General features: G+C 47.4%; 22 protein-coding genes. 3 read left to right on the top strand and 19 right to left on the bottom strand.

The genetic code is table 11. The annotated features are described in order from the left end of the window. Positions 1 to 34: 34 nt before the first annotated feature. The 16 genes from IRJ16_RS07280 to IRJ16_RS07205 form a co-directional block, all read right to left on the bottom strand. Positions 35 to 406, bottom strand: coding sequence for a hypothetical protein (locus IRJ16_RS07280; RefSeq protein ID WP_194110861.1), 372 nt, complete (start codon positions 404 to 406; stop codon positions 35 to 37). Further along, complete coding sequence (locus tag IRJ16_RS07275; RefSeq protein WP_194110860.1) at positions 406 to 1,257, bottom strand: hypothetical protein; 852 nt, start codon at positions 1,255 to 1,257, stop codon at positions 406 to 408. Before IRJ16_RS07275 ends, IRJ16_RS07280 begins: the two co-directional genes overlap by 1 nt. 268 nt (positions 1,258 to 1,525) lie before the next feature. Next, on the bottom strand, positions 1,526 to 1,759 hold the full coding sequence (locus IRJ16_RS07270) for a hypothetical protein (RefSeq protein ID WP_194110859.1): 234 nt from the start codon (positions 1,757 to 1,759) through the stop codon (positions 1,526 to 1,528). A 135-nt stretch (positions 1,760 to 1,894) separates the two neighbouring features. Continuing rightward, positions 1,895 to 3,358, bottom strand: coding sequence for a DNA repair protein RadA (radA, locus tag IRJ16_RS07265; RefSeq protein ID WP_194110858.1), 1,464 nt, complete (start codon positions 3,356 to 3,358; stop codon positions 1,895 to 1,897). Positions 3,359 to 3,503: 145 nt separating this feature from the next. Then, positions 3,504 to 6,326: a TonB-dependent receptor gene (locus tag IRJ16_RS07260; protein ID WP_194110857.1), complete on the bottom strand. Its 2,823-nt coding sequence runs from the start codon at positions 6,324 to 6,326 to the stop codon at positions 3,504 to 3,506. A gap of 193 nt (positions 6,327 to 6,519) precedes the next feature. Then, complete coding sequence (locus IRJ16_RS07255; RefSeq protein WP_194110856.1) at positions 6,520 to 6,918, bottom strand: VanZ family protein; 399 nt, start codon at positions 6,916 to 6,918, stop codon at positions 6,520 to 6,522. 6 nt (positions 6,919 to 6,924) lie between these two features. Continuing rightward, on the bottom strand, positions 6,925 to 7,305 hold the full coding sequence (gene gcvH, locus IRJ16_RS07250) for a glycine cleavage system protein GcvH (RefSeq protein WP_194110855.1): 381 nt from the start codon (positions 7,303 to 7,305) through the stop codon (positions 6,925 to 6,927). Positions 7,306 to 7,408: 103 nt separating this feature from the next. Continuing rightward, positions 7,409 to 8,734, bottom strand: a complete 1,326-nt coding sequence (locus tag IRJ16_RS07245; RefSeq protein ID WP_194110854.1) for a sensor histidine kinase — start codon at positions 8,732 to 8,734, stop codon at positions 7,409 to 7,411. A 6-nt stretch (positions 8,735 to 8,740) separates the two neighbouring features. After that, the gene (locus tag IRJ16_RS07240) at positions 8,741 to 9,418 is read right to left on the bottom strand and encodes a response regulator transcription factor (protein ID WP_194110853.1); all 678 of its coding nucleotides are present in this window, start codon (positions 9,416 to 9,418) and stop codon (positions 8,741 to 8,743) included. A 3-nt stretch (positions 9,419 to 9,421) separates the two neighbouring features. Further along, positions 9,422 to 10,309 carry a hypothetical protein gene (locus IRJ16_RS07235; protein WP_194110852.1) on the bottom strand — a complete coding sequence of 296 codons (888 nt, stop codon included), beginning with the start codon at positions 10,307 to 10,309 and terminating at the stop codon, positions 9,422 to 9,424. A 25-nt stretch (positions 10,310 to 10,334) separates the two neighbouring features. Beyond that, positions 10,335 to 10,664, bottom strand: a complete 330-nt coding sequence (locus IRJ16_RS07230; protein ID WP_194110851.1) for a hypothetical protein — start codon at positions 10,662 to 10,664, stop codon at positions 10,335 to 10,337. A gap of 202 nt (positions 10,665 to 10,866) precedes the next feature. Beyond that, a complete protein-coding gene (locus IRJ16_RS07225) occupies positions 10,867 to 11,688 on the bottom strand; it encodes an FAD:protein FMN transferase (RefSeq protein WP_194110850.1) in 822 nt (273 codons plus the stop codon). Between the two features lie 288 nt (positions 11,689 to 11,976). Further along, positions 11,977 to 13,074 (bottom strand): acyl-CoA dehydrogenase family protein, encoded by a 1,098-nt coding sequence (locus tag IRJ16_RS07220; protein ID WP_194110849.1) that lies wholly within the window; start codon positions 13,072 to 13,074, stop codon positions 11,977 to 11,979. Then, the gene (gene pnuC / locus IRJ16_RS07215) at positions 13,071 to 13,724 is read right to left on the bottom strand and encodes a nicotinamide riboside transporter PnuC (RefSeq protein WP_194110848.1); all 654 of its coding nucleotides are present in this window, start codon (positions 13,722 to 13,724) and stop codon (positions 13,071 to 13,073) included. Before pnuC ends, IRJ16_RS07220 begins: the two co-directional genes overlap by 4 nt. Before the next feature lie 240 nt (positions 13,725 to 13,964). Next, positions 13,965 to 16,358 carry a TonB-dependent receptor gene (locus IRJ16_RS07210; protein WP_317174002.1) on the bottom strand — a complete coding sequence of 798 codons (2,394 nt, stop codon included), beginning with the start codon at positions 16,356 to 16,358 and terminating at the stop codon, positions 13,965 to 13,967. Between the two features lie 357 nt (positions 16,359 to 16,715). Further along, the gene (locus tag IRJ16_RS07205; RefSeq protein ID WP_194110847.1) at positions 16,716 to 17,222 is read right to left on the bottom strand and encodes a GNAT family N-acetyltransferase; all 507 of its coding nucleotides are present in this window, start codon (positions 17,220 to 17,222) and stop codon (positions 16,716 to 16,718) included. Positions 17,223 to 17,507: 285 nt separating this feature from the next. Between IRJ16_RS07205 and IRJ16_RS07200 the strand changes: the two genes are divergently transcribed. The 3 genes from IRJ16_RS07200 to IRJ16_RS07190 all read left to right on the top strand — a co-directional run bounded on the left by IRJ16_RS07200 (position 17,508) and on the right by IRJ16_RS07190 (position 19,873). Continuing rightward, positions 17,508 to 18,944, top strand: coding sequence for a sigma-54-dependent transcriptional regulator (locus IRJ16_RS07200; protein ID WP_194110846.1), 1,437 nt, complete (start codon positions 17,508 to 17,510; stop codon positions 18,942 to 18,944). Between the two features lie 2 nt (positions 18,945 to 18,946). Next, a complete protein-coding gene (locus IRJ16_RS07195; protein ID WP_194110845.1) occupies positions 18,947 to 19,141 on the top strand; it encodes a hypothetical protein in 195 nt (64 codons plus the stop codon). Positions 19,142 to 19,312: 171 nt separating this feature from the next. Then, positions 19,313 to 19,873: an RNA polymerase sigma factor gene (locus IRJ16_RS07190; protein WP_194110844.1), complete on the top strand. Its 561-nt coding sequence runs from the start codon at positions 19,313 to 19,315 to the stop codon at positions 19,871 to 19,873. Positions 19,874 to 19,875: 2 nt separating this feature from the next. On the opposite strand, the gene IRJ16_RS07185 is transcribed toward IRJ16_RS07190, so the two are convergent. From IRJ16_RS07185 to dinB, 3 genes are read right to left on the bottom strand one after another with little or no spacing between them, the layout of a single operon-like run. Continuing rightward, positions 19,876 to 20,991, bottom strand: coding sequence for a hypothetical protein (locus IRJ16_RS07185; protein WP_194110843.1), 1,116 nt, complete (start codon positions 20,989 to 20,991; stop codon positions 19,876 to 19,878). Positions 20,992 to 21,008: 17 nt separating this feature from the next. After that, positions 21,009 to 21,227 carry a DUF2442 domain-containing protein gene (locus tag IRJ16_RS07180; protein WP_194110842.1) on the bottom strand — a complete coding sequence of 73 codons (219 nt, stop codon included), beginning with the start codon at positions 21,225 to 21,227 and terminating at the stop codon, positions 21,009 to 21,011. A gap of 38 nt (positions 21,228 to 21,265) precedes the next feature. Next, positions 21,266 to 22,372, bottom strand: coding sequence for a DNA polymerase IV (gene dinB, locus IRJ16_RS07175; protein ID WP_194110841.1), 1,107 nt, complete (start codon positions 22,370 to 22,372; stop codon positions 21,266 to 21,268). Positions 22,373 to 22,593 lie beyond the last annotated feature (221 nt).

The raw sequence follows: 22,593 nt of genomic DNA, 5'->3' as shown, positions 1-22,593 counted from the left end.
GACAGTTATATGTTTTGTTACAGGTCTCAACTTCTTATGTTCTATTATTTGTTGGTTGGACATAATTCCAAAAATCGTCTTGATTTAGTGCTCCTAACAACTTGCCAATTTTTCCTGTAGATACTTCGTTATGGGTGGAATTATCACTATAATCAGTGGCTTCTGGTCTTGCTATCAATATAAATCCGCCGTTTGATAACTTTGGGTGAAAAATAATTTGTTCGTAGTCTCCAAACGAATAACTGTCACTTACAATCACCGTGACACTACGGTATCCGAAGCGCCGTTCAATTTGAAATACAAAAAACTCCTCATCATTAACGAGAGTCATCGAAACAACAGCTTGATGATTTTCAACAACTCTGCGCACAAAGGGGATAATACTGTAGTGCAAATCTTTTCCCATCAGATTATATAATTATAATTATTTGCTGCTAAAAATAACTCGTAACGATTATGCTCTTCGCTTGTAAAAACCTGTACGTGTAAAGGTTTTTTAAAGCAAAAATTAAAGTCTTTCTTGAACTGTGTTAAAACTCTATCAAAGTTAATCACATCATCCGGGGCGCTAATAGTTAACCACAACACTATGTCCACATCGTCACTGTGTTTCGTTGAAAAAACGGCTGAGCCGAATAGTGCCATACCGGCAATTTCATTGACTTCTTTTTTTTCTTTTAGCCAATTGACAATTGAAGTGAAAGTAGACCCCTGTAAATTCTTGTTGAAGCACTCTTCTTTAATTACGTCCTCTATTTCGTTTGGAAACTGATAATTAGAATAGTCAAAATTGGGATTGGCTACGTGTGTTTTAAAAGCAAAAATGTGAGAAAGTAACTTTTCATAAAGAGGTAAATGTAGTCGATTGATGAAGTGCTTATTAGCTTCGACCAAGTTTTTGATTTTCTCGTTGTTAGGAACAATGTATTCTACTCGTGAAGCATGCCATAAGGTCATATTTGTTCTTAAAGGTTCTTGATGAGCAGCAGAAGAGTTGGGACCGTATGTTTGGAATATGTATTTGTTGTCATTCAGTATCGGTAACAATATTTGACATAATTCGTAATAATTATTTATTTCTAAATTGCGTTTAGCGCGTTTTATATCGAGGTAATTTTTGATAAAAGAAACTATTTTTCGATAACTCACAGCACCGACCCCTATAACAAAGGCTGCGGCTATTTGCCAAATAAAATTATCCCAAAAGCCCGTGTCGGTCTTGAGTTGAGATAAGCTATCTATTTGGAGAAATTTCATAATTCAGATTGTATCTCTAAACTAATAAAAATTCACTACTTATGGATTTCTTGTTATCGCAGAGAACCCTTCGCAAGTGTGAAAAGTGGCTTTGCACTTTCGACCTGCAAAGTGGCGTAGGGTTCTTTTCAAGAAACCCGGTGAGGACAGAAAGCCACCGGCTTAAACTCGCGTGGAGCACTTTGGTAAATTATGCAATTTCCTGATATTCAGATTAATGACAAGTGTATGTTGGTGTATACACTCGACCGTATACACCTACGGACTCTCACATCCTCAACCTTAAAGACACCGACCTACCCAAAGCCTGTACCAGATCCGGGTTCAGTGTTTTGTCGCCGTTCTTTTGTATCCAAACTTTGCGGGCGTCTTTGATCAGTTCTATCTTTTCGCCGTTCAGGAGTATCTCCAGTTCGGTGGTATATTGATCTATCAGTTTGCTGTTCACGATCTGGTAAACGTAATCCTGATCGTCAAATGTAATTCTGAGGTTTAATCCCATGCTCCCTATTTCTCTCTTAAGCCGCTAAAGATAGGGCTTGTTAGCAAAACCCTGCTTTAATTATAAATTATTTTATTTTCTGTAGAGTCGCGATACTCGGTATTTCCGACCGGGTTGGTCCATTATGCAGAAACCTTACCCAAACAACAACCCGAACACCTCCTCAATATTCGCCACCGTTTTAACGGCTATTTGATAACGCGTCAGGTCGATGCGTTTTTTGTCGCCGCCGGTGGGGAGGTTGTATTTAGAGATAAAGATCTGCTCAAAACCCAGTTTTTCGGCCTCGGCTATACGTTGTTCTATGCGGTTAACGGCACGTATCTCGCCTGATAGGCCCAGTTCCCCGGCAAAACAGGTCTTAAATGGGATAGGGATATCCTCGTGCGATGATATGATAGCGGCAGCCAGTCCCAGGTCTATCGCCGGGTCTTCTACCCGTATTCCCCCGGTAATATTCAGGAATACGTCCTTAGCGCCCAATTTAAAGCCGCAGCGTTTCTCTAATACCGCCAGCAGCATATTCATCCTACGGGTATCAAATCCGGTGGCCGAACGTTGCGGTGTACCATAGGCCGATGTGCTCACCAGCGCCTGGGTCTCTATCATCATCGGTCGCATGCCCTCTAATGTGGCCGATATGGTGATGCCGCTTAGTGCTTCGTCACGTTGGGACAACAATATCTCCGACGGGTTGGATACCTCGCGCAGGCCTGCACCCAGCATCTCATATATCCCCAACTCGGATGCAGAACCGAACCTGTTCTTCACCGCGCGTAGGATCCGGTACACGTGGTGCCGGTCGCCCTCAAATTGCAGCACGGTATCTACCATGTGCTCCAATATCTTTGGCCCCGCGATCATGCCGTCCTTAGTAATATGACCGATAAGGAACACGGGCGTGCCGCTCTCTTTGGCAAAGCGCAGCAACTCGGCCGTACACTCCCGCACCTGCGACACACTTCCCGGGGTCGACTCGATATGCGCCGAATGCAAGGTCTGTATCGAATCTATTACCACCATATCCGGCTGCAGCTGCTCTATCTGCTTAAAAATATTTTGGGTTGATGTTTCGGTAAGGATGTAGCAACCAGCGGCCTCCTCGCCCCTTGAAGGGGAAATAGAAGCAGATGTGCTGATAAAGCTCGCTCCCCCTTCAGGGGGCAGGGGGGCTGTTAGCCGTTCCGCTCGCATTTTGATCTGGCGGTCGCTCTCCTCGCCAGATACGTAAAGCACTTTTTGTCCCGGCAGATTTAGCGCCAGTTGCAGCATCAGGGTAGATTTGCCAATGCCCGGTTCGCCGCCGATCAGCACCAATGATCCCGCAACGATGCCGCCACCCAGCACGCGGTTAAATTCTTTATCAGGGGTAAGTACGCGGTGCTCCTCGTCGAACTGGATCTGACCGATGGGTACCGCTTTGTTAGACCGTTGCAAACTGGTCGACTTTGGCTTCCAATCCGGCACGGCCGGGTTGCCTTTTTCGATCACCTCTTCCACAAAGGTGTTCCACTGGTTACATGACGGGCACTTGCCCAACCACTTCGGCGCCTCGAAACCGCAACTCTGACAGAAATAGGAAACTTTTGTTTTGGCCATGAGATAATGATCTGCAACGCGATGGTTGCGCAATTGTCAAACCATTACAAATATAAGAAAAAAGCATCGAATATCCTAATAAAATTAGCAAATTCGATGCTTTTTTCGACACGAAATTTCGCTCCGCTAAGCTAAATGGCAAACATTATTTCATAATAATTACACCATTATTGTTGGTTTGGGCACCCACTCGGGTGATCTTGTAGATCAGCTTTAAATAAAAATATTGACCGATGGTATTGGTCTGATTGTTATTAAGCACACCCGTACTATTCACCGTGCGCGATATGCCCGAATTCTGGTTCAGCAAGTCGAATGCGTTGACCGACAGGGTCAGGTTCTTGCTATCCAAAAAGTAACGCTCTATACCCGCGTTCCACAGGTAAACCGAGTTATTAGCCCCCGCCGGCTGCCCGCGGAACAGGTTCTGGGTCATATCAGTAAATATCCGCCAGGTCTTGTTGGGCGACACGCTGCCGCCAACAGTGTTGTAAAACGTGTAGAACTTCCTGTCGGCCAGGCTTTGGAACGAGTTTTTGGTAGAACTGAGCGTACCGTAAACCCTCAGGTTGAACTGATATTTCTCCCTGTCAATACTGCCGCCCGTACCCAATGATGGCCTCAAGGTGACCACCTCGTTACGGTTTCCGTTGATAAAGTTGACATTTTTTGATGCGTTGAAATACGTGTTGATGCTGTATTTCAAGCCTTTGATCTTGGTAGGCTGACTAAAGTTGATGCCGAGGTTGGTGCTATAGTTACCGTCCACGTTCAACGGCCTTGAAGTAGTGATGCCGCTGCTTACCGAACTTTCGGTAGAGAACCCGTTAGTCATAACGGTGTAGCTGCCAAAAAAGTTGATGTAGGCATTGGTTTTCGCATCAAAATAGTTGTAGCTTGCATTGGCGCCATAACTCCGTGATGGCACCAGATCCGGGTTACCTTGCCTGATATACAGCGGATTGGTATTATTAAATACGGTTTGCAAATTGGTAGCGGTTGGTAATGCCACATCGGTATTAACACCAAAGCTAACGCTGCGGCCATTTTTTTGGCGATAGGTGAACGAGGCATTAGGTACAAATGCCCAGGTATCGCGATGGACATTATTGAGCAAGTTGTTGCTGAACGAGCTACCATCCAAAGCTAAGTGGGCCATAGCCAGGTTGAAGTTGACTGTGTAGCTATCAGCTGTTTTATTCAGTCCTGCGGTGCTTGTTAAGCGGTGGCTGCGGTTAGCTGAGTTGCCCGAGTACAGCGGGTCAAATATTTCATAATTCCCGGTAACCGCGTCGTAGTCAACGGTATATTGATCAACGTTCTGTCTACGGAAGTCGGCCGATTGGCTCACATTAAAGTTGATCTTTTTGGCTTTGCTGATCTGCCTTACGAATGATGCGGTACTGGTGATAAAGCTGCCATCGTTATCTACAGACGCTTGCTGGTTAAGGTCGGTGCCGGGCATCGAACTGACGAAGAACCGTGTGGTAGAACGGTTGATATAATTAACATTACTTTCAGAATAGTTACCGGTAGTGAACAGATTTACAGAGCCTTTACCCTTTTGGAACAGGTGATTAAGCGACAATGACCCACCGATAAACGGGTTACGCATGGTCTGATCAAGCAGTTGTGAGATGCTGTTCACGCTATCCGCAGTAAGGCGGGTAGTACCCGATGCCGTGCTGTTATAGTTTTTGCGGATGCCTAAACCCATGCTCGGCTTAAAGCGGATGGTGTTCAGCGTATCGGGTTTATATTCCGCACTGACGGCAAAACGATAGCTATTAATTGTGTTGTTGCCGTTGGTGAATTGGTTGGTCAGTAACCCGTTAGGGATATCCTGCAGGTTAGAGCGTTGGTTCAGCACGTTATCCGACAGGACAGCTACAAAGTTGGTATTGAACTTAAATTGGCCTTTCTTACCCAACTCATCCGAGTAGTTAACACCCGCCGTATGGTTGGTGATCAGGCCACCCTCTACACCCGAGAAGGCACCGTTGACATTGGCCCTGCCATTAGCACTGATGTTGATACTGGTGCCCTGGTTATCACTTAATCCGCCAAATCCGTTGGTTCCTACAAAGGCGTTAATATCCTCGAAAGCGAAGCCAGCCTCGTTCACATTGTTGCTCAGAGACAGGATAGCAAATTGCTTTTTATTATCGAACCTGTTCATATTGAACTGGCCCAAGTAACGGCTGTTGTTGCCGCCCGCCGCCGCCATATTACCGAACCAGCCTTTCTTTTTATCAGCTTTAAGGGTAACGTTCATTACCTTTTCGCGCTGGCCGTCGTCAATGCCGGTGCTTTTGGCTTTTTCGGTCTTATCATCAATGATCTGTACTTTGTCTATCGCGTCGGCGGGCAGGTTTTTGGTGACCGCTTTAGGGTCGTTACCAAAGAATTCTTTGCCATCTACCAACACCTTGGTCACTTCTTTACCTTGCGCGGTGATCTTGCCATCCTTGTCCACATCCACACCGGGCAGTTTTTTAAATAGTTGCTCTACGTTGTCGTTCTTTTGGGTCTTGTAAGATCCGGCGTTCAATTCGATCGTATCTTTCTTGATCACTACCGGGATCTTCTCGCCCGCTACGTTCACCTCTTTCAGATTACGTACTTCGTTCTCCATGGTCAAAGTGCCAAGGTCGGCAGTAGGTTTAGCGTCGCTTAGCGTGAATAGCTCTTTACGCGCTTTAAGACCCAATTGCGCCACGAGCAAACGATAGCTACCGTTGGATAATCCCCCGATATCGATCAGGCCATCTTTGCCGGTCACCATGCTTTTTACTACCGATGAATCGGGGCCATTCAAGAATACGGCGGCGGTAACAAATTCTACAGGGATGCCTTTGGTATCGACGACCTTAGCCCGGATGACGCGCTGTTTGGACTGGCCAAAGGCTCCGGTGGCCGAAAATAAGATAGCAAGAAATAAAAAAGAGGGGTAAAGCTTTTTGATCATATATCAGACAGTTGTGAAAAGGTTCAAAATAGTATCGAACCGAAAACTGTCTAAATGATGCTAAGCCGAAGGAGAAGTTGCACGCGGTGCCGAAATGTTTTTCACTTTACCAAAAGTGGGGCAGCCGCAACCCTTTTTTAAAATGCCACAAGAGCTTAAGCCTAAGCAAACTATCCCGACAACCAATAAATATTTAACTTTTTGCATTTGCTGATGCATTTAATGTTACCAAGATACTAAAAACACCCATACCAACACCTACGGCATCGGCAAAAAGATCTTCAAAGTCGCCATTGCGCCAGGTGAATATGTACAACTGCAACACCTCTATCAAAGCGCCAAAGCATAACGCTATCATAAATACTTTTAGTGCGGCGGTCCATTTAAAATTTTCGGCACCAACCTGTCTGATCCAGCCGTAAGCTACAAAAACCGCGAAAACGAAGAACAGCCCGCAATGCACCAGCTTATCGAACCCGGCAAAAAACATAGGCGAATCGTTCACCGAGTCGCCCATCTTAATATTGCAGATAAGCAAAACAAATAAGGCCCACCAAATGGCGGGCCTTTGATATTTTAACACTTGCATCATTACAAATTAGGCACCTACTATCTCGCCGTAAGCATCGGCAGATAAAAGGGCTTCAACGTCGGCAGCGTTGCTCACGGTGATTTTCACCATCCAGCCATCGCCATAAGGGTCACTGTTCACCAACTCGGGCTGGCTATCCAGTAACGAGTTAACCTCGTTAACGGTACCGGCAACCGGCATAAATAGGTCAGACACGGTCTTAACCGCCTCTACGGTACCAAATACGTCCTCAGCAGCCACTTCCTGACCAACTGACGAGATATCAACATAAACGATATCGCCTAACTCGCGCTGTGCAAATTCGGTAATGCCGATGTAAGCAGTGTCACCTTCAAGGCGTACCCACTCGTGGTCTTTAGTGTATTTCAGTTCAGCTGGAAAAGTCATAGTGTTTGTGTTTTGTTCGCCCAAAAATAATAAAAGTTGCGAACATCCTATTTTAATTTTTAATGACGATGATCACCTTATAACGATACCGTTTAGCCATGCCTCAGACGGTTATCATTTCTGCGGGAAAGGTCAGATCAAAGGTCGTCCCAACGTTCTCTTCAGACCGGATATCGATCCTGATCTTATGGAATTCGGCAATAGAGCGCACGATCGGCAGGCCTAAACCAAAGCTATCCTGCTCCATAGACTGGCGGAATTTTTTAAAGCGGTTAAAAATATGCGGTAATTGCTCGGCACCAATGCCAATGCCGCTGTCGGCCACGCTGATCATGTAACCATCTTTCACCTCGCGGCCGGTGATAGATATGTTGCCATCCTCTTTGTTGTACTTAATGGCGTTATTCACCAGGTTAAAGAACAGGTTGAACAGTAGGAATTTATTGACCGCTGTAAACCTCACCTGATCCGAAACAACAGCCTCGAAGCTGATATTTTTCTCCTGCAGGCGGATAGATATCTCCTCGTAAACGTCCTGCAGCAATTCGCTCACACCGATCGAGTCCTCTTTTAAAAATTGCTCATTCTCTATCTGCGATATCAGCAACAGGGTTTTAGTGATGGTCTTTAAGCGGTTGAGTATGCGCTGCATTTCCAGCAGGCGGATCTTCACCTCGTCTGTCACGTCCTCGTCAAACATGTTCTCTATCTTAGATTGCAGGATAGATACCGGGGTCATCAACTCGTGCGATGCGTTAGAGATGAACTCCCGCTCCTTGAGGAAGGCCCGCTCGATATCGCCGATCATCTCGTGGATACTCACGTCAAGCCGTTCAAAATCGCTGGTGGAGGTCTCAACCTTTTTATACTCGCCAAATTGGGGGAATTTGCGTTCTACCAGTTTGGTTTTAATGATCAACCCAAGTGGCCGCAATATGTAGTTAGAATAAAAAAGATCCGACAGGATGGTCAAGAGCATCATACCCAACAATACCTCTAAAGCAATGTTTTGCAGCGGACCGGTGGTTTCGTCTATGGTCTTTACGCTTTTGCCTATCTCTAACAGGTAATCTTTTTTGCCAACCGAAAAAGTATAGCTCAGGATGCGATAGCTGATGGTGTCGCCCTCGACCAGGCGACGTTCGCGACGGATGGTGTCTAAAAAGTAGCTATCGGATGCGGTGTCCAAACTTACATAATCCTCTTTAAGAGGAGTGTAGCTGCCGTAGGCCTGGCCGTTGGGCATGTATTCCTCTATCCCTTTTTTTTGGATATCCTCCAATACCTTTTCCCGCTCGCGTTTAAGTCGGCTATCGGTAAAGCTGAGGTTGATGGTTTTGATAAGCGTAGGCAACAGGGCCACAAAAAGCAGCACGATCACCAGTTTAGATACGGTGTTAAATAGCGTAAGTTTGGTCTGTAACTTCAAATCGGCTTACAAGGTTATCCTGTAGCCAAGGCCGCGCACGGTCTCCAGCCAATCAGGCGCTTCAAACACATTTAATTTTTTGCGGATATTTTTGATATGCGCATCAATGTAATTGCTATCGTAATCATCATTAACCACGCTGCCCCAAATATGTTCGCTCAGTTGCGGGCGGGTAAGCGTGCGGTTCTTATGCAAAATGAGATAAGCGATCAGGTCGAATTCCTTTTTGGTGATGGCGCTTACTGATGTATCGCCAAAAGCAATGGTCCTGTCGGTGAGGTCAACCGCAAAGCCCCCAAGGTTTACCAGGTTATGCTGTATCCCAAATTTACGGCGGGTGATGGCCTGCATGCGGCTTTGCAGCTCCAGCAGCGAAAATGGCTTGGGCAGATAGTCATCCGCGCCCATATCCAGGCCTTTAATGCGGTCGTAAACCTCGGCACGGGCTGTTAGGATAATGCAGGCCGCCTCGGGATCGTTCTGTTTGGCTTCTTTCAGCAGGTCAAGCCCGTCGTAATCAGGCAGGCCCAGATCGATCAGGATGAAATCGTACTTGTTCGTCCCGATCTTTTCGGATGCGGTGCGGCCGTTGTAGCATATCTCACACAGGAAATTGTTACCTGTAAGGAATTTTTCCAACTCGCCGGCCAATGCCTTTTCATCCTCAACAATTAAGACGTTCATATATTAAAAGAATAGGTAGTAAAAAGTTAAGTTAAAGAACACCTCCTGATGGTTGCGGATCTGCCCCGGCGCGTTAACCGGTACGGAAAAACGGGTGTTAGCCTCGATGGTATAATGCGCCCGGTTATAAGCGATCGGGATGCGCAAACTGTAGTTCAATGGTTTGAACTGACGGTTGCCGCGTGCCGAATTTGGGTTATCGATATCGTGCCCGTAGTTAATGGTCGGGTCCGGATCTGCCCGCTGGTCAGCCGAGTAACGTTCTACAAAGTTCTGCGTACCCAATATCATGCTAAAACTTGGAGTGAAGGACAGATAATCGGTTTCGCTAAAGATATTGAACGGTGTTTCGTAATACTTCGATATCGAAGGTGTAAGAAAGATATCGTTAGCACGACCCCACATGTAATCGAACGCCACGCTGGTTTTAACAGGCCCCCAGTTGTAGGTGTTTTTTATGTCGAAGTTATTATTCGAGATCATGCGGATCAATTGTGTGCTCCGGTTAAAAAAGAAATGGCTATAGCTAGTAGTGCCCGTCAACTTTGGCGTTATACGGTAAACGTAACCAATACCCACATCTATCTCGTCCAACGAAGGATAGGATCCGGCCATTTTCCAAACCGTACCGTAAACGAATACGCCCGACTTAGAGTTATACACCGCATCGGCGGTGTAAAAAGGGTAACGCTTGGGGCTGGTACGGCCAAAATAGCTGGCATCGGTACCGCCGGTGATCCCTAAGGATAGCGACTGCTTTTTGTTGGATGCCGTATCGGTAGTGTCCATAGCCGCTATTAAGCTGCGATGGGTATATGCCATCAGCCACTTGGATGCCGCTGCGGCATCAAGGCCAATGATGGAGAGTATTAAGGCAAGTGTTAGTTTCATGTTGTGTGTCGGCTAAGATCAGGGTTTAGTTATCACTTCGTCTTGGTAACTCGGGCGGTCGTTGCATACCATCAGGGCGCCGTTCGCGGGCCGGTTTCTTTTTGGCCGCGTCGGGGTCTTCTAATTTCTCGGGCTTGGGTTGTACCTTGGTTTTGGGCACCTCTTTAACTTTGGGGTCGGCCTTGGCCACGGGTTTGCCATGCTTGTTAGTGTCTAAAAGATGGTCGGCTGGGATGATGGTAGCGACTTCGCGCTCAGTAATAGTACGCCTGTTGCGGCCGGATGGTGCATTGGCCGACAATAAACATGGTGTGAATACCAGCAGAAAAACAATATACACGAACCACTTTATCATGCTTGAACAGGGCGTTGTTAAAATTAGGCTTTTAAGTGATACCTACACACAATTTTTATTGATCTGCCGGCAAAGCCGCGCGGACACGGGTTAAAAACAAAACAGCGCACATTGCTGTGCACTGTTTATTTGAAGTATAAAGTAATTGGGACTGGCTCTTTAACGATCTGCCTGTAGGTTTAATTTAGGGCAGACGGGTATTTTAATTTAATGCCGCCATATATTTTGACGGGTGCATTTTGCCTTGCTGATCTACAAACACACAAGCCAGTTGCTGCAATGCATCAACCATTTGCCTGCCTTTTTGTATGCCCAGTTTGGCTAAAGGCGCTATCATGGCGCTTGATAATTCGGCGCTGGTGCTCATGATGCAGATATTGCTGATATCGCTACCCGCCAACATCTCGGCTTTGACAGATGACGCGACAGCCATATTGCTGATGTTGTGACCGGCGTAAGGCATTTGCTCTTGCAGGGCGTCAGCTTCGCCAATGGTCCACTGGCTGCCGTCGGTCTGTAACCCCCAGGCCACTACGCTGCCTTCGGTACGGATAACACCGCTATCTATGCCGTTCAATTGCAAAATGTATTTGGCGCGATCGGCCGCGTAACCTTTGGCAATGCCACCAAAGTAAATACCCATACCTTTTTCTTTAAGAAATACGGTATTATGTGCCGCGTTAAGCTCCACATTCACGTAGCTGGCAGTGGTGCCGTAAGTAATATCAAAAATGCCCTGGGTCAATTCGGCGATTAACAACGAGCGCTCTATCAGGCGATATAATTCTCCGTTAATTTTTACCGGGGCGATGCCGGCGTTGTAATTGATCTGATTAGCAATGCTATCGGTACCTAACGAGGTAAGCAATTTGTCTACCCGTTTTATTTCGGCCACGGCGCTTTTAACGCGTTGCTCGGCAATTTCGGTATCGCCGGTCAGCACACTTATCTCGAACCAGGCACCCATCGCGTTCACTTTTTGCTTGTGAACGAAGCTATTATTTAAACTTTTAACAACCTGCATATCATCACTTTTGATCCTACAACTCTGTTATTAAGGCCCGCATAACTAAGCGGGCTACAACTCGAAAGTAGAAGGGTATGATGAAATTAACATGAAAACAATTAGATAAAAGTTACTGACTGCCAACAATTAACGCTTTTTAACAAAAGCTTTTTGATAGATCGGCAATTTTGACGCAATGGCATCGGTTGCCATTAGTAAATTGTTAAGCAAGAGACATCAAAACAACCATCTGTCGAAAAAGATCAGTTAAAATGGTAGGCAGGTTTTGCGCCTGCCTACCATCTTCTATCGCTCATCCAAAAACGTAAGCAGCGAATGTTGCCCCGCCGTATGGATATCCCGCCAAACACGATTGATCTCGCTATCGGCCGCGGCTGCTATGAGGCCGCAATAAGGATAAAGTTTATCCACCGCTTCGCGGGATGCGGTAGCGAGTATCCTACTTGTCAGGCTGACCGCCTTCAGTTCGTCGGCATTGGCATCCAAAGGCGCGGCCCACGATGCATCTACGGCTTTAAGCAACTCCGTACGGGCGATATCCATCTTACTTGTAACATCCTGCAACAATCGGCGCATCAGATCTTTATGTGCATCGGTCATTTTAGGCAGTTGATATTTTTGCTCAAATATCCCGGCACACAATTCTATAAAGTGCAAAGCCATGCCCGATAGATTCACTGCTAACGTAGCCTCGGCAAGTTGAAGGAAAGGATATTTGTACAGTTTACCATCTACGTTAGTGTGCGCCGGGTCTATTAGAAAAGAATGATCCGCACTGACCACCGCACCATCGATATTAAACGAATGACTGCCCGTGGCGATCATACCGATGTATTTCCAAGCAGGCAGTAATTCCACATCCTTCGCCGGGATGACGAACGAGCGGATCAGCGCATTACCAAACTCGTCCTGCTGTATTTCGCCATCTTTTTGGATGATGCAGTTGGCGGTAAAGTGCGTGGCATGATGTGCGCCTGTGGCGTACTTCCATGTCCCGCTGATCTTGTAGCCGTCGTCGACTATCTCGGCCACACCGGTCTGTGCCCCGCTGCCGGCCAGGCATAAATAAGGGGTATTGAATATCTGATAGGCCAAAACAGGATCTATAAATCCACCGAACCAGCCTGCGCCGCAGCACAAGGTCATGGTCCAGCCCAGGCTGCCGTCGGCCCAGCTGATGGCTTCTTGCAGGCGGATTAGACCAGGCAGTGGTGTTTCCAGTCCACCGTAAACTTTGGGTACTAATAGTTTGAACCATTGCAAGCGCTCTATCAGTTCCAATTGCGCGGGATGCAGTTGGCCTAATTCTTCAGCCGCTGCAGCGTTATCACGGATGATGGTGATGTCAGCATCGCTGATCAATGTTGAAGGGTGTGGTATCATACTTGTTGCTCCGCTGGCTTTAACTGGTCAGCCCTCCAAATGCGTATCCATTGCAAAAATCCGAATATAGCCACAATGAATAAGATCAGCGTCAACACCGCGAACATGGCCAACCCTTTGTAAAACAGCAGCGGGATAGCGAACAGGTTAGAGATATTCAGCAAAACCCAGTTCTCTATCTTGCGCTTGGCCAGCAGCCACATCCCCGCCCAAGCCGTAGCCGCCACCCAGGCATCCCAAAGCGGTACGTTGGATGGGGTGTATTTTACATGGATGAGTTGTGGTAAAAAGTTAAAACCGTACAAGGCCGCCCAGCCAACCAAAACGATCAGGATGGTGGTTACCCATTCTTTGCGGGTGCTCCAACTGATCTTTACCGGGGGCTCGTGCTTTTTCTTTATCCAGTAGTACCAACCGTAAATGCTCATCACCAGGTAATAAACATTAAGCGCGGTCTCGGCATATAAATGCGCGCCGATCAGGACCGACATGCTGATCAGGATACCGGCTATCCCCACCGGGTAAAGCCAGATCTTATTCATCTTAGCTAAAACCACTTCGGTAACGCCTAAGATCACAGCCGCCCACTCCCACGGGGTGGTGAGCTTTATTTGATCGATGAAGAGTTGTATCCAGGGATGGATGTTCATATTATTTAGTCATTTGATGCGCCTTCATTACTTTGCTCATTCATTGTTCCAAAAGATGTTTTAAAGCCGCGCTTCCCCGCTTGAGCGGGGTCAGGGGTGTGTCCTCTGTTGGCAAGGCTGGCAAAGGAACATACCCCTATGATTGTTTCGGCTTTATGTGCGTTTCGTGCGTCCCCTCTCAAGAGGGGAAACGTTGTTTCTGCTAAAAGCCCTCTTCCTTTAGGGGAGGGTTGGGTGGGGTTAAAACTTCACATTCAAACTCGCCAAAAAGTTGATCGGTGCTTGTGGGAAGAAATAGTTATAATTCTCTACCACGCCGCCCGAAATGCCCGGATAGGTTGCACCGTCACTCCAATAGCGCTTGCTGAATACGTTGTTCACCAGTAGGCCTACGCCTACATTCTTCACTCCTTTAAAGGCAAAGTTGTAGTTCAGGCGCACATCGGTTATCAGGTAATCATCCAGCGAGCGGCTCTTGGTCGATGTGTTATCCAAATATTGGCGACCAACATATTTACCGATCAGGGCTATCTCGCCATTCTTGATAGCAGCCCAACTTAAGGTACTACCCGCGATCAGACTTGGTGAATAGGCAATGTTGGTTGTCCCGTATTGGGTCATTTCCAGCGCATCGGTATCGTAATTATACAGGAACTGGCGGAAACCTTTAACCTTGTTGGCACTAACGGTAGCATTGATCAGCCAGGTCAACGGTTTGGCAACGCGGATGCGGGCATTCCCTTCCAGACCGGCGCGGTAGCTGTCATCAATGTTGGTACGGATAGATGAGCCTACATCATTCAGCGCCCCAGTGAGTACCAGTTGGTTCTTATACTTCATGTAATAACCATTAATGCTGGCGCTGAAGTTGGTCTGGTTGTAACGGTAACCCAATTCAAAGTCGGTCAATCGCTCCGACTTTGGCCTGCTATCCGGCGATGAGTTGGTAAAATCGTTACGGTTAGGCTCGCGATTGGCCACCGCTACTGATGCGTACACATCGCTGTTACTGTTCAGCGATACGGTGATACCTGCTTTAGGATTAAAAAAGTTCAGATTCACAGCTTGCTGAATGTTATTCAGGTTACGGTCGAAACCGAGGAACGAATAGTTAATGCGGCGATATTGTGCATCACCATAGATCAATATATTTTCGGCCGGGTGAAATTCGGCACGTAAGAAGGTATTGAAATCGGTTTTTTTAGCGTGATCGCGAGAGTATTCATGGTTAGGGAAAATAGTGGTGCTTTGCTGTGTCCAGCGGATATTGCTGAAGTGGTCACCTTTGTACTCGTTGTAGCCACCGCCCAATTTCAGGTTCAGCTTGGTCGATGGGTTGTAATCAAGGTTATAGGTCAGGCCATAAAAATGATTATCTAACCAAAGCCTGCGCACAAGGTCGGTGTTCGCTACTGTAACGCCTCCGATCACCACCGGCGTGATCCCGTATTTAGTGAATGGTTCGTTATTCTTGAACTCCTCGTAGTAACCGGCACCTTTGGTGTAGTGCAACGCTCCGCTGAAAGATAACTTATCGGTCAGTTGGCGATTGTACAGCAACTGATAATAGTTTTGGATGTAGTTGTCGGTCTGGTTATCGTAATAGTCCTTGGCTTTTTCCATGTAGCCTAACTCGTTATAACGATAGTTGCCCTTGCGAACCTCTTCTTCCGGTACACCGTTCCAGGCCTGGTAAGTTTGCTGATCCCCCGAGAATACGTTCACGCGCAATACATCCTTTTGGCCATAGTAAGCACCACTCAAAAAGTACGACTTCATTTTGGAGAAAGCCCTGTCGATATAACCATCAGAATTGATGCGCGACAAACGGCCATCTACCGTAAAATGCCCGCCCAATAGACCGGTACCAATGCTTACCGTGTTCTTGATCGTACCGTAAGAACCTGCCGAGTTATTCAACTCCGCATAGGCCGAATCGCGGCGGGTAGTGGTTTGGATGTTGATGCTTGCACCAAAAGCGCCCGCGCCATTGGTTGAAGTACCTACACCGCGCTGCACCTGGATATTATCGATAGACGAAGCAAAATCGGGCAGGTTGACCATGAACGAGCCCTGCGATTCGGCATCATTCATTGGGATGCCGTTGATGGTCACGTTGGTTCGCGTACCGTCGGAACCGCGGATGCGGACACTGGTGTAACCTACACCTGCCCCGGCGTTAGAACTGACCACCGTTGAAGGCGTTTGCTCTAACAAGAACTCAAAACCACGGCCCGAGTTATTCTTCTCGATATCTTTTTTGTTAAGATTTGTAAAGGCGGTCGGCGACTTATCCGATGCACGGGTGGAACTTACGGTAACCTCCTCGGTCATGGTGTTGCCCGATGTTAATTTAAGATCTTGGGAGGTGTTGCCGTTAACAGCAACGGTCTGCAATAATTGCTTGTAGCCAATGTAGCTGACCTTAAGTGTGTAATTGCCCGGGCGGATGTTGCGGAACTGATAAGCGCCCTGAGCATTAGTGGTGATAAACACCTCGTTATTAAGACTAATGGTTGCGCCGGGCAAGGTGGTGCCGGTCTGCGTGTCGATAACTTTGCCCGATAAGCTCAGTTGGGCCATTGCCAGGACAGGCAACAGCAAGGCCGAAAGGGCCGCGAATAATTTTTTCAATGTGATGTAAAAAATAAACCTGTTAAAATACCCGCATGCCAGGGTACAGCATGCAGCACAATAACTAATTACCTATCCCTACGCCGGCATTATCCGGATCAGGTGTATGTTCAAGTCGGTAGTCGTAAGTTTAAAGTCTTAAGTCGAACGCGCTGACTTGGGACTAAATACTTTGGACTTAAGACTCAACAATGGGTATGATCTCAGCCTGTCTTTCAGTTTGATCGCTCAAAGCAAGGCACCCCTATGAGAATTTCTGAAGGCAAAGGTATAGTTTATTTCGGATATCGGAAGTTCGACGTCGGATTTGTAAAAGTTAGCCTTGGATAGGTCTTTTTTTTAACTGTCCACTGCTAACTATAAACTGCCAACCGTTAACCTCATCACATAGTCATTCATCCAGTAAGGGCCAATTGCAATGTCCTCTTCATAAGCCACTTCAAAACCCATCTTTTGATAAAAGCTGAGGGCTTTGTTATGTCGATTAACGTTCAAGTCGAGGATGTGCTTGCCGGCTTTTTTAACTTCATCCACAACAGCGTTGATCAGGATCTTGCCGTATCCCTTACCCTGCGTTTTGGGTAGACAGTAGAGTTTATGTAGTTTATATATCTCGGGATCCTCGGCACGGGGCGAGAAGCCTGCAAAGGCTACAGGTTCGTCTACCTCTTCCAGTATCAAAAAGGTCTGCTCGTTGGTTGCGATCTGTTGACTGATCTTGTCAGTCGCGTAGATCTCGGCCAGCATAAAGCGTATCTGCTCGTCGGATATGATGGACGAATAAGTTGGCCACCAGGTTTGCTCGGCCAGTTGGCGAATGGTTTCTGTATCGTTTACGGTAGCCTGTCTGAAGGTATGATTCATATCACGCCAAAGGTACTAAAGCGGGCGAATATCGCTAAATATTGATCAATGGTTAAAATTTTACCATCTGCGAAAAACTAATAACTTTACGGATCCTTTTATGAACGGGCACCGTATAAAGGCCGTATCAGAGTACACTAGAGGTAAATATTGGCCTGAAATGTCGCAAACAGACTTTTTCAACCGTTAATATTCTTTATTCCTCTTATTAGGAATTTATTTTTTACCAAATTTGTGTGTACCTTGACCCGTGATACAGTACCCTTTGAAATCCAGTTCGGAACTATGAAGAAAATTCTCATCGTTGATGACGAAGTAAATGTTGGGTTGTTGCTTTCTAAATTTTTAACACGCAACAACTTTGAAGTGGCCACTGCCAACAATGGCGCCAGGGCCATGGAATTGCTTAAGAGCGATGAATATGACCTTGTGCTTTGCGATTTTAGGTTGGAGGATACCGACGGCCGCGAAATGCTGGTACATATCAAGGGGAATTACCCGAAAACAGGCGTGATCATCATCACCGGCTATTCGGATATCAAAATGGCTGTCGAGCTGATCAAAATGGGGGCTTATGATTACATCACCAAGCCACTGTATCCTGATGAGATCCTGAACACTATTACCAAAGCGATAGAGACCCGCAACGCACTTAATAACGACGAGCCGGTTGCAGCCATCACGCCAAAACCAACTTCGGCTGCGGCAAAAAAAGCCAATTTCGCGCCCGAATTCGTTCCCGGTCAATCACGTGCTTCGCGCGAGTTGATCCGCCAAATAGAACTTGTAGCCCCAACCAATTACAGTGTAATTATTATGGGCGAAAGTGGTACGGGTAAAGAGTCGGCCGCCAAGAGCATCCACCTGAACAGTCCGCGCCGCGACCAGCCATTTATTGCCATGGATTGCGGCTCGCTAACCAAGGAGCTGGCCCAAAGTGAATTTTTCGGTCACGAGAAAGGCTCGTTCACGGGCGCTTTATATACCAAGATCGGCCATTTTGAGATGGCCAACGGCGGTACGCTTTTCCTTGATGAGGTGGGCAACCTGTCGTACGATATCCAGGCATCACTACTACGTACCGTGCAGGAGCGTAAGGTAAAACGCATTGGCAGCACCAAAGAGATAGATCTGGATGTGCGCATTATTGTAGCTACTAACGAGAATTTGCAGGACGCTATCCAAAAAGGCCGATTCCGCGAAGATCTTTTCCACCGCTTTAACGAGTTCGGTATCTACATGCCGGCCCTGCGCGAACGCGGTACCGATATTATGGTGCTGGCCAACCACTTCCTTAAAATGGCTAACGACGAGTTGGGCCGTGGTGTAACAGCTTTCTCGCCCGAAGTTGAGGAGTGCTTTATGAACTATCGCTGGCCGGGCAATATCCGCGAGATGAAGAACGTGGTGCGCCGTGCCGCTTTACTTACCGAAGGCGAAGAGGTGCAAATGAAAGCCCTGCCGCTGGAGATATCTATCAACAGCAAATACATGTCGGCCCCGCAAGAAACTGCCGCCCCTGTAAGTTTGCAGTCTGCTGAGCAAGCCACCCCGAAAGAACCAAAGCACGATCTTAAGAACGCCGCTTTAGAGGCCGAATACGATACGATATTAAAAGTGCTGCGCGAGGTTAACTTTAATAAAACCAAAGCTGCCGAGATATTAAAGATAGACCGCAAAACGCTCTACAATAAAATGAAGGCCATTAACTTGGGCAAATAGCGATGGAACCAGCCGAGAACCCCCCCGAATTTGAAGCATTGCGCCAGCTTAAGCACGACATTAAGAACGAGCTGGCCGGAATGATCCTGTGTTTGGAGCAACTCCGCTATGAGATAACCGACCCTCAGCCCGATTGGGAATACTACATGGATTCCATCAGCAACGGCTGTAAGAACATCAATAAGTTGTTGAAGTAGGGACTGCTATCTCCTCACCACTATCCGGTGGATCCCGCATATCCAAACCGTACGCTCACCGTCCGTTTACGAACACTTTCGTTGATTCGACATGATTCTATCTGATTGATTTACAGATCTGTACAAAACAGGCAATAAATTTGGCATAGTATGGCATATCAGCTAATTGCCATGATCACCGATTTACAACAAAAAAATATATGGGTAGGCGTTATTGCCCACGACCGCAAACAGGAAGAGCTTTTTTACAAGACCTTTGCATCGCGTATGCTAAGTGTTTGCCTGCGTTACGCTAAAGACCGCGACGAAGCGCAGGACATCCTGCAGGAAGGGTTCATCAAAGCATTCAAGAACCGTCACAATTACCGGGGCGAGGGTAGCCTGGAAGGTTGGCTGCGCCGGATCATGGTGCATGCGTCCATATCACGCTATCGTAAACAACGCCCTATCGTACTTTGCGAAGATATGGGTGCCGAAGAGATGTTCAGCGATGCTTATTGCAACGACGAATTAGAGGCCAAAGACCTGATGCGCATGATCCGTCAGCTGCCGGATAGTTATCGCAATGTATTTAATATGTATGCCATCGAAGGTTATTCGCACCAGGAAATAGGCTCCGTCTTGGGCATGACCGAGTTGCTGTCGCGCACTACGCTTTGCCGCGCCCGCACCATCCTGCGTAACAAGATAGCTAAGATCAGCAAATGCACAGCCTACGAAATGGCAGGCTGATATTAAGCCCCGGGATCTTTCGGTTTCATTTTAGCCGCGTTGAAGCGCGGCTTGAAGCCAACAGGTTTGGGCTTTTCTTCGCCAGACGGTTCTGCGTCAGACTCGGCGGCTTGTGCAGGAGTTGTCTCTGCAATAGGGTCGGCCGGTTTTACTTCCTCTACTTTATCTTCCGCTATCGGTGTTGCTTCGACAAGTTTGTTGGTAACCCCTGCTTTGAAACGAGGCTTAAAGCCAACAGCGGATTTTGGCGCTTCCGCTTCTACTGGTTTCTCTTCTGTTGGCGCTTCGGCTATCGGTTCAGATGCAGCTTCTTCCACAGCTTTAGTAACCCCTGCTTTAAAGCGTGGTTTGAATCCAACGGCTGGTTTTGGTGCTCCCACTTCCACAGGTTTCTCTCCTGCTGGCGTCTCGGCTATCGGTTCAGATGTAGCTTCTTCAGCAGGCTTCGTAACGCCTGCTTTAAACTGTGGATTGAAACCAACAGCAGGTTTCGGTGCTTCTGCTTCTACGGATTTTTCTGATGATGCTTCGGCTATCGTTTCAGGCAATGTTTCTTCAACAGGCTTGGTCACCCCTGCTTTAAAACGTGGCTTGAAACTGGTGGTCGGCTTGGCAATTTCGGTCTCAGCAGGTGTTTCTGCTTTGGGTCCTTCGGTGATGTCCGATTTTACTTCTTCTGATGGCTCTTCGGCTTGCTTCGTTGCACCGGCTCTAAAACGCGGTTTAAAACCGGTGGCCGGAGTTGCATCGGCAGGATCAGTCTTGGCTTCCTGGCTGGCGGGCGTTTGTTCTTCCGTTTTGGGCGGAGTTGCCGCTGCGCGGAAGCGTGGTCTAAAGCCGGTAGCTGGTGCTGTCGGTTCTGTAGCAGGAGCGGTTAGCACATCCATGACCGTTTGCTCGGCTATCGGGTTGGCTATATCTACTTTTTCTACCTTAATATCAGCCGATACCGGGAAGCGCCGGCGTAACTGATTGAACCAATATTTTTTGGTATGGTCGAAGCTCTTTTCTCCCATTTGTTCGTAGTGATTCTTAAACTCCGTAAAAAGGCTTGGCTCGCCGCTTTGTAGTTGCGGCAGGCTGATCTTCTTTTTGGTGAAAAACTCTTCGAACGTCATAGTATGGCTACAGAATATCAGGCAAGGTTAATGTCAACATTCAGGTTATCCCAACGCAGGCCTTTGTCGGTCAGTTTCCAATCGGCTTGCTCGTCGGCGGTGGCGTTCTTTAGTTGCGGCATCCAGGTGAGCGGGTAGGCCTGTGGTTTGCCGCCATCTATCTCCACAAAAAGCATATCACCCTGAAAGGTGACCTTTACGTCTTTCTTCTGCTTGCGCGATGTGAACAATGCCATAAAAGCAAAGGTGCTTAATTTGGCGGTGGCATAAAAATTTAAAATAACATTAACTGCCCCGCGTCGCCGGGTTTGCCGGTCTTTTGGGGCAGCTCGCCAAAGTTGGATAGGGATATGCCCAGCAGGCGGATCTTCACATCATCCACACCGCTATTTAGCAACAGGCTTTTAGCTGTAGCCGCTATGGTCTTCAGATCGCCTACCGGCTTAGCGAACGACTGGTTGCGGGTGATCTGTCTGAAATCGCTGTACTTCACTTTAAGTGTGATGGTGCGGCCTTGCAAGTTATATCGCTCTAAACGTTTCACCACCGTCTCCGCTATCTTATCCAATTCCGTGTACATCTCATCTATCTCGGTCAGGTCATACGGAAAAGTATCCTCAGCACCCATAGATTTAGTCTCGCGATGTGGCTGTACGGCACGGTTATCTATCCCACGTACGATCTGATAGTAGAATTTACCGGCCTTACCAAAATGCCGGCTCATTTCATCCTCGGTCAGCTTCTTGAGGTCGGCACCGGAGTGTAGCCCCATGGCCATCATTTTAGCAGCGGTAACTTTGCCTACGCCGTAGAACTTCTCTACCGGCAGCGCCTCCATAAACGGCTCGATAGACGAAGGCCCGATGAACTTCAACCCATCGGGCTTATTGATATCCGACGCGATCTTGGCCACGAACTTGTTGATCGATACCCCTGCCGATGCCGTCAGTTGCAACTCGTCTTTAATGGCTTGCTTGATCTGCTGGGCTATCTCGATGGCCGAACCGATGCCAAGTTTGTCTTCGGTAACGTCGAGATAGGCTTCATCTAAAGATAGTGGTTCGATGATATCGGTGTAACGGCTGAATATTTCGCGGATGTGGCGGGAAACGTCTTTATAAACATCGAACCGTGGGCGGACAAAGATCACATGCGGGCACAGCCGCTGCGCGGTTTTAGATGGCATGGCCGAACGCACGCCGAATTTGCGGGCCTCGTAACTGGCGGTAGCCACTACACCGCCACGCCCTTCGGGCGAGCCGCCGACCACCAGTGCTTTACCGCGCAGGTCGGGGTTGTCGCGTTGCTCTACCGACGCGTAAAAGGCATCCATATCAATATGGATGATCTTGCGGTGGATGGGTCGCTGTTCGTCTGCCATGCAATGGCTAAGGTAACAAAACGGCTAATTAGTTTAGCAATATCAGCGTAAAGATCGCTCACGTCACCGTTCGTGTTCACGCGTGAACATAAGGCACCCGAAAATGTAACTTACTGACCATCATCACCAAAGATCAAACCCGTGAACAAAGTCAGGATGAACAAAAATATAACCCACTGAATATCAGCACTAAAATTTAGGGCAAAAATAGGCCGAGAACA

It is taken from the genome of Mucilaginibacter myungsuensis, from assembly GCF_015222005.1.
GTDB classification, from domain to species: domain Bacteria; phylum Bacteroidota; class Bacteroidia; order Sphingobacteriales; family Sphingobacteriaceae; genus Mucilaginibacter; species Mucilaginibacter myungsuensis.
This window is presented reverse-complemented; position numbering and strand designations above follow the sequence as displayed.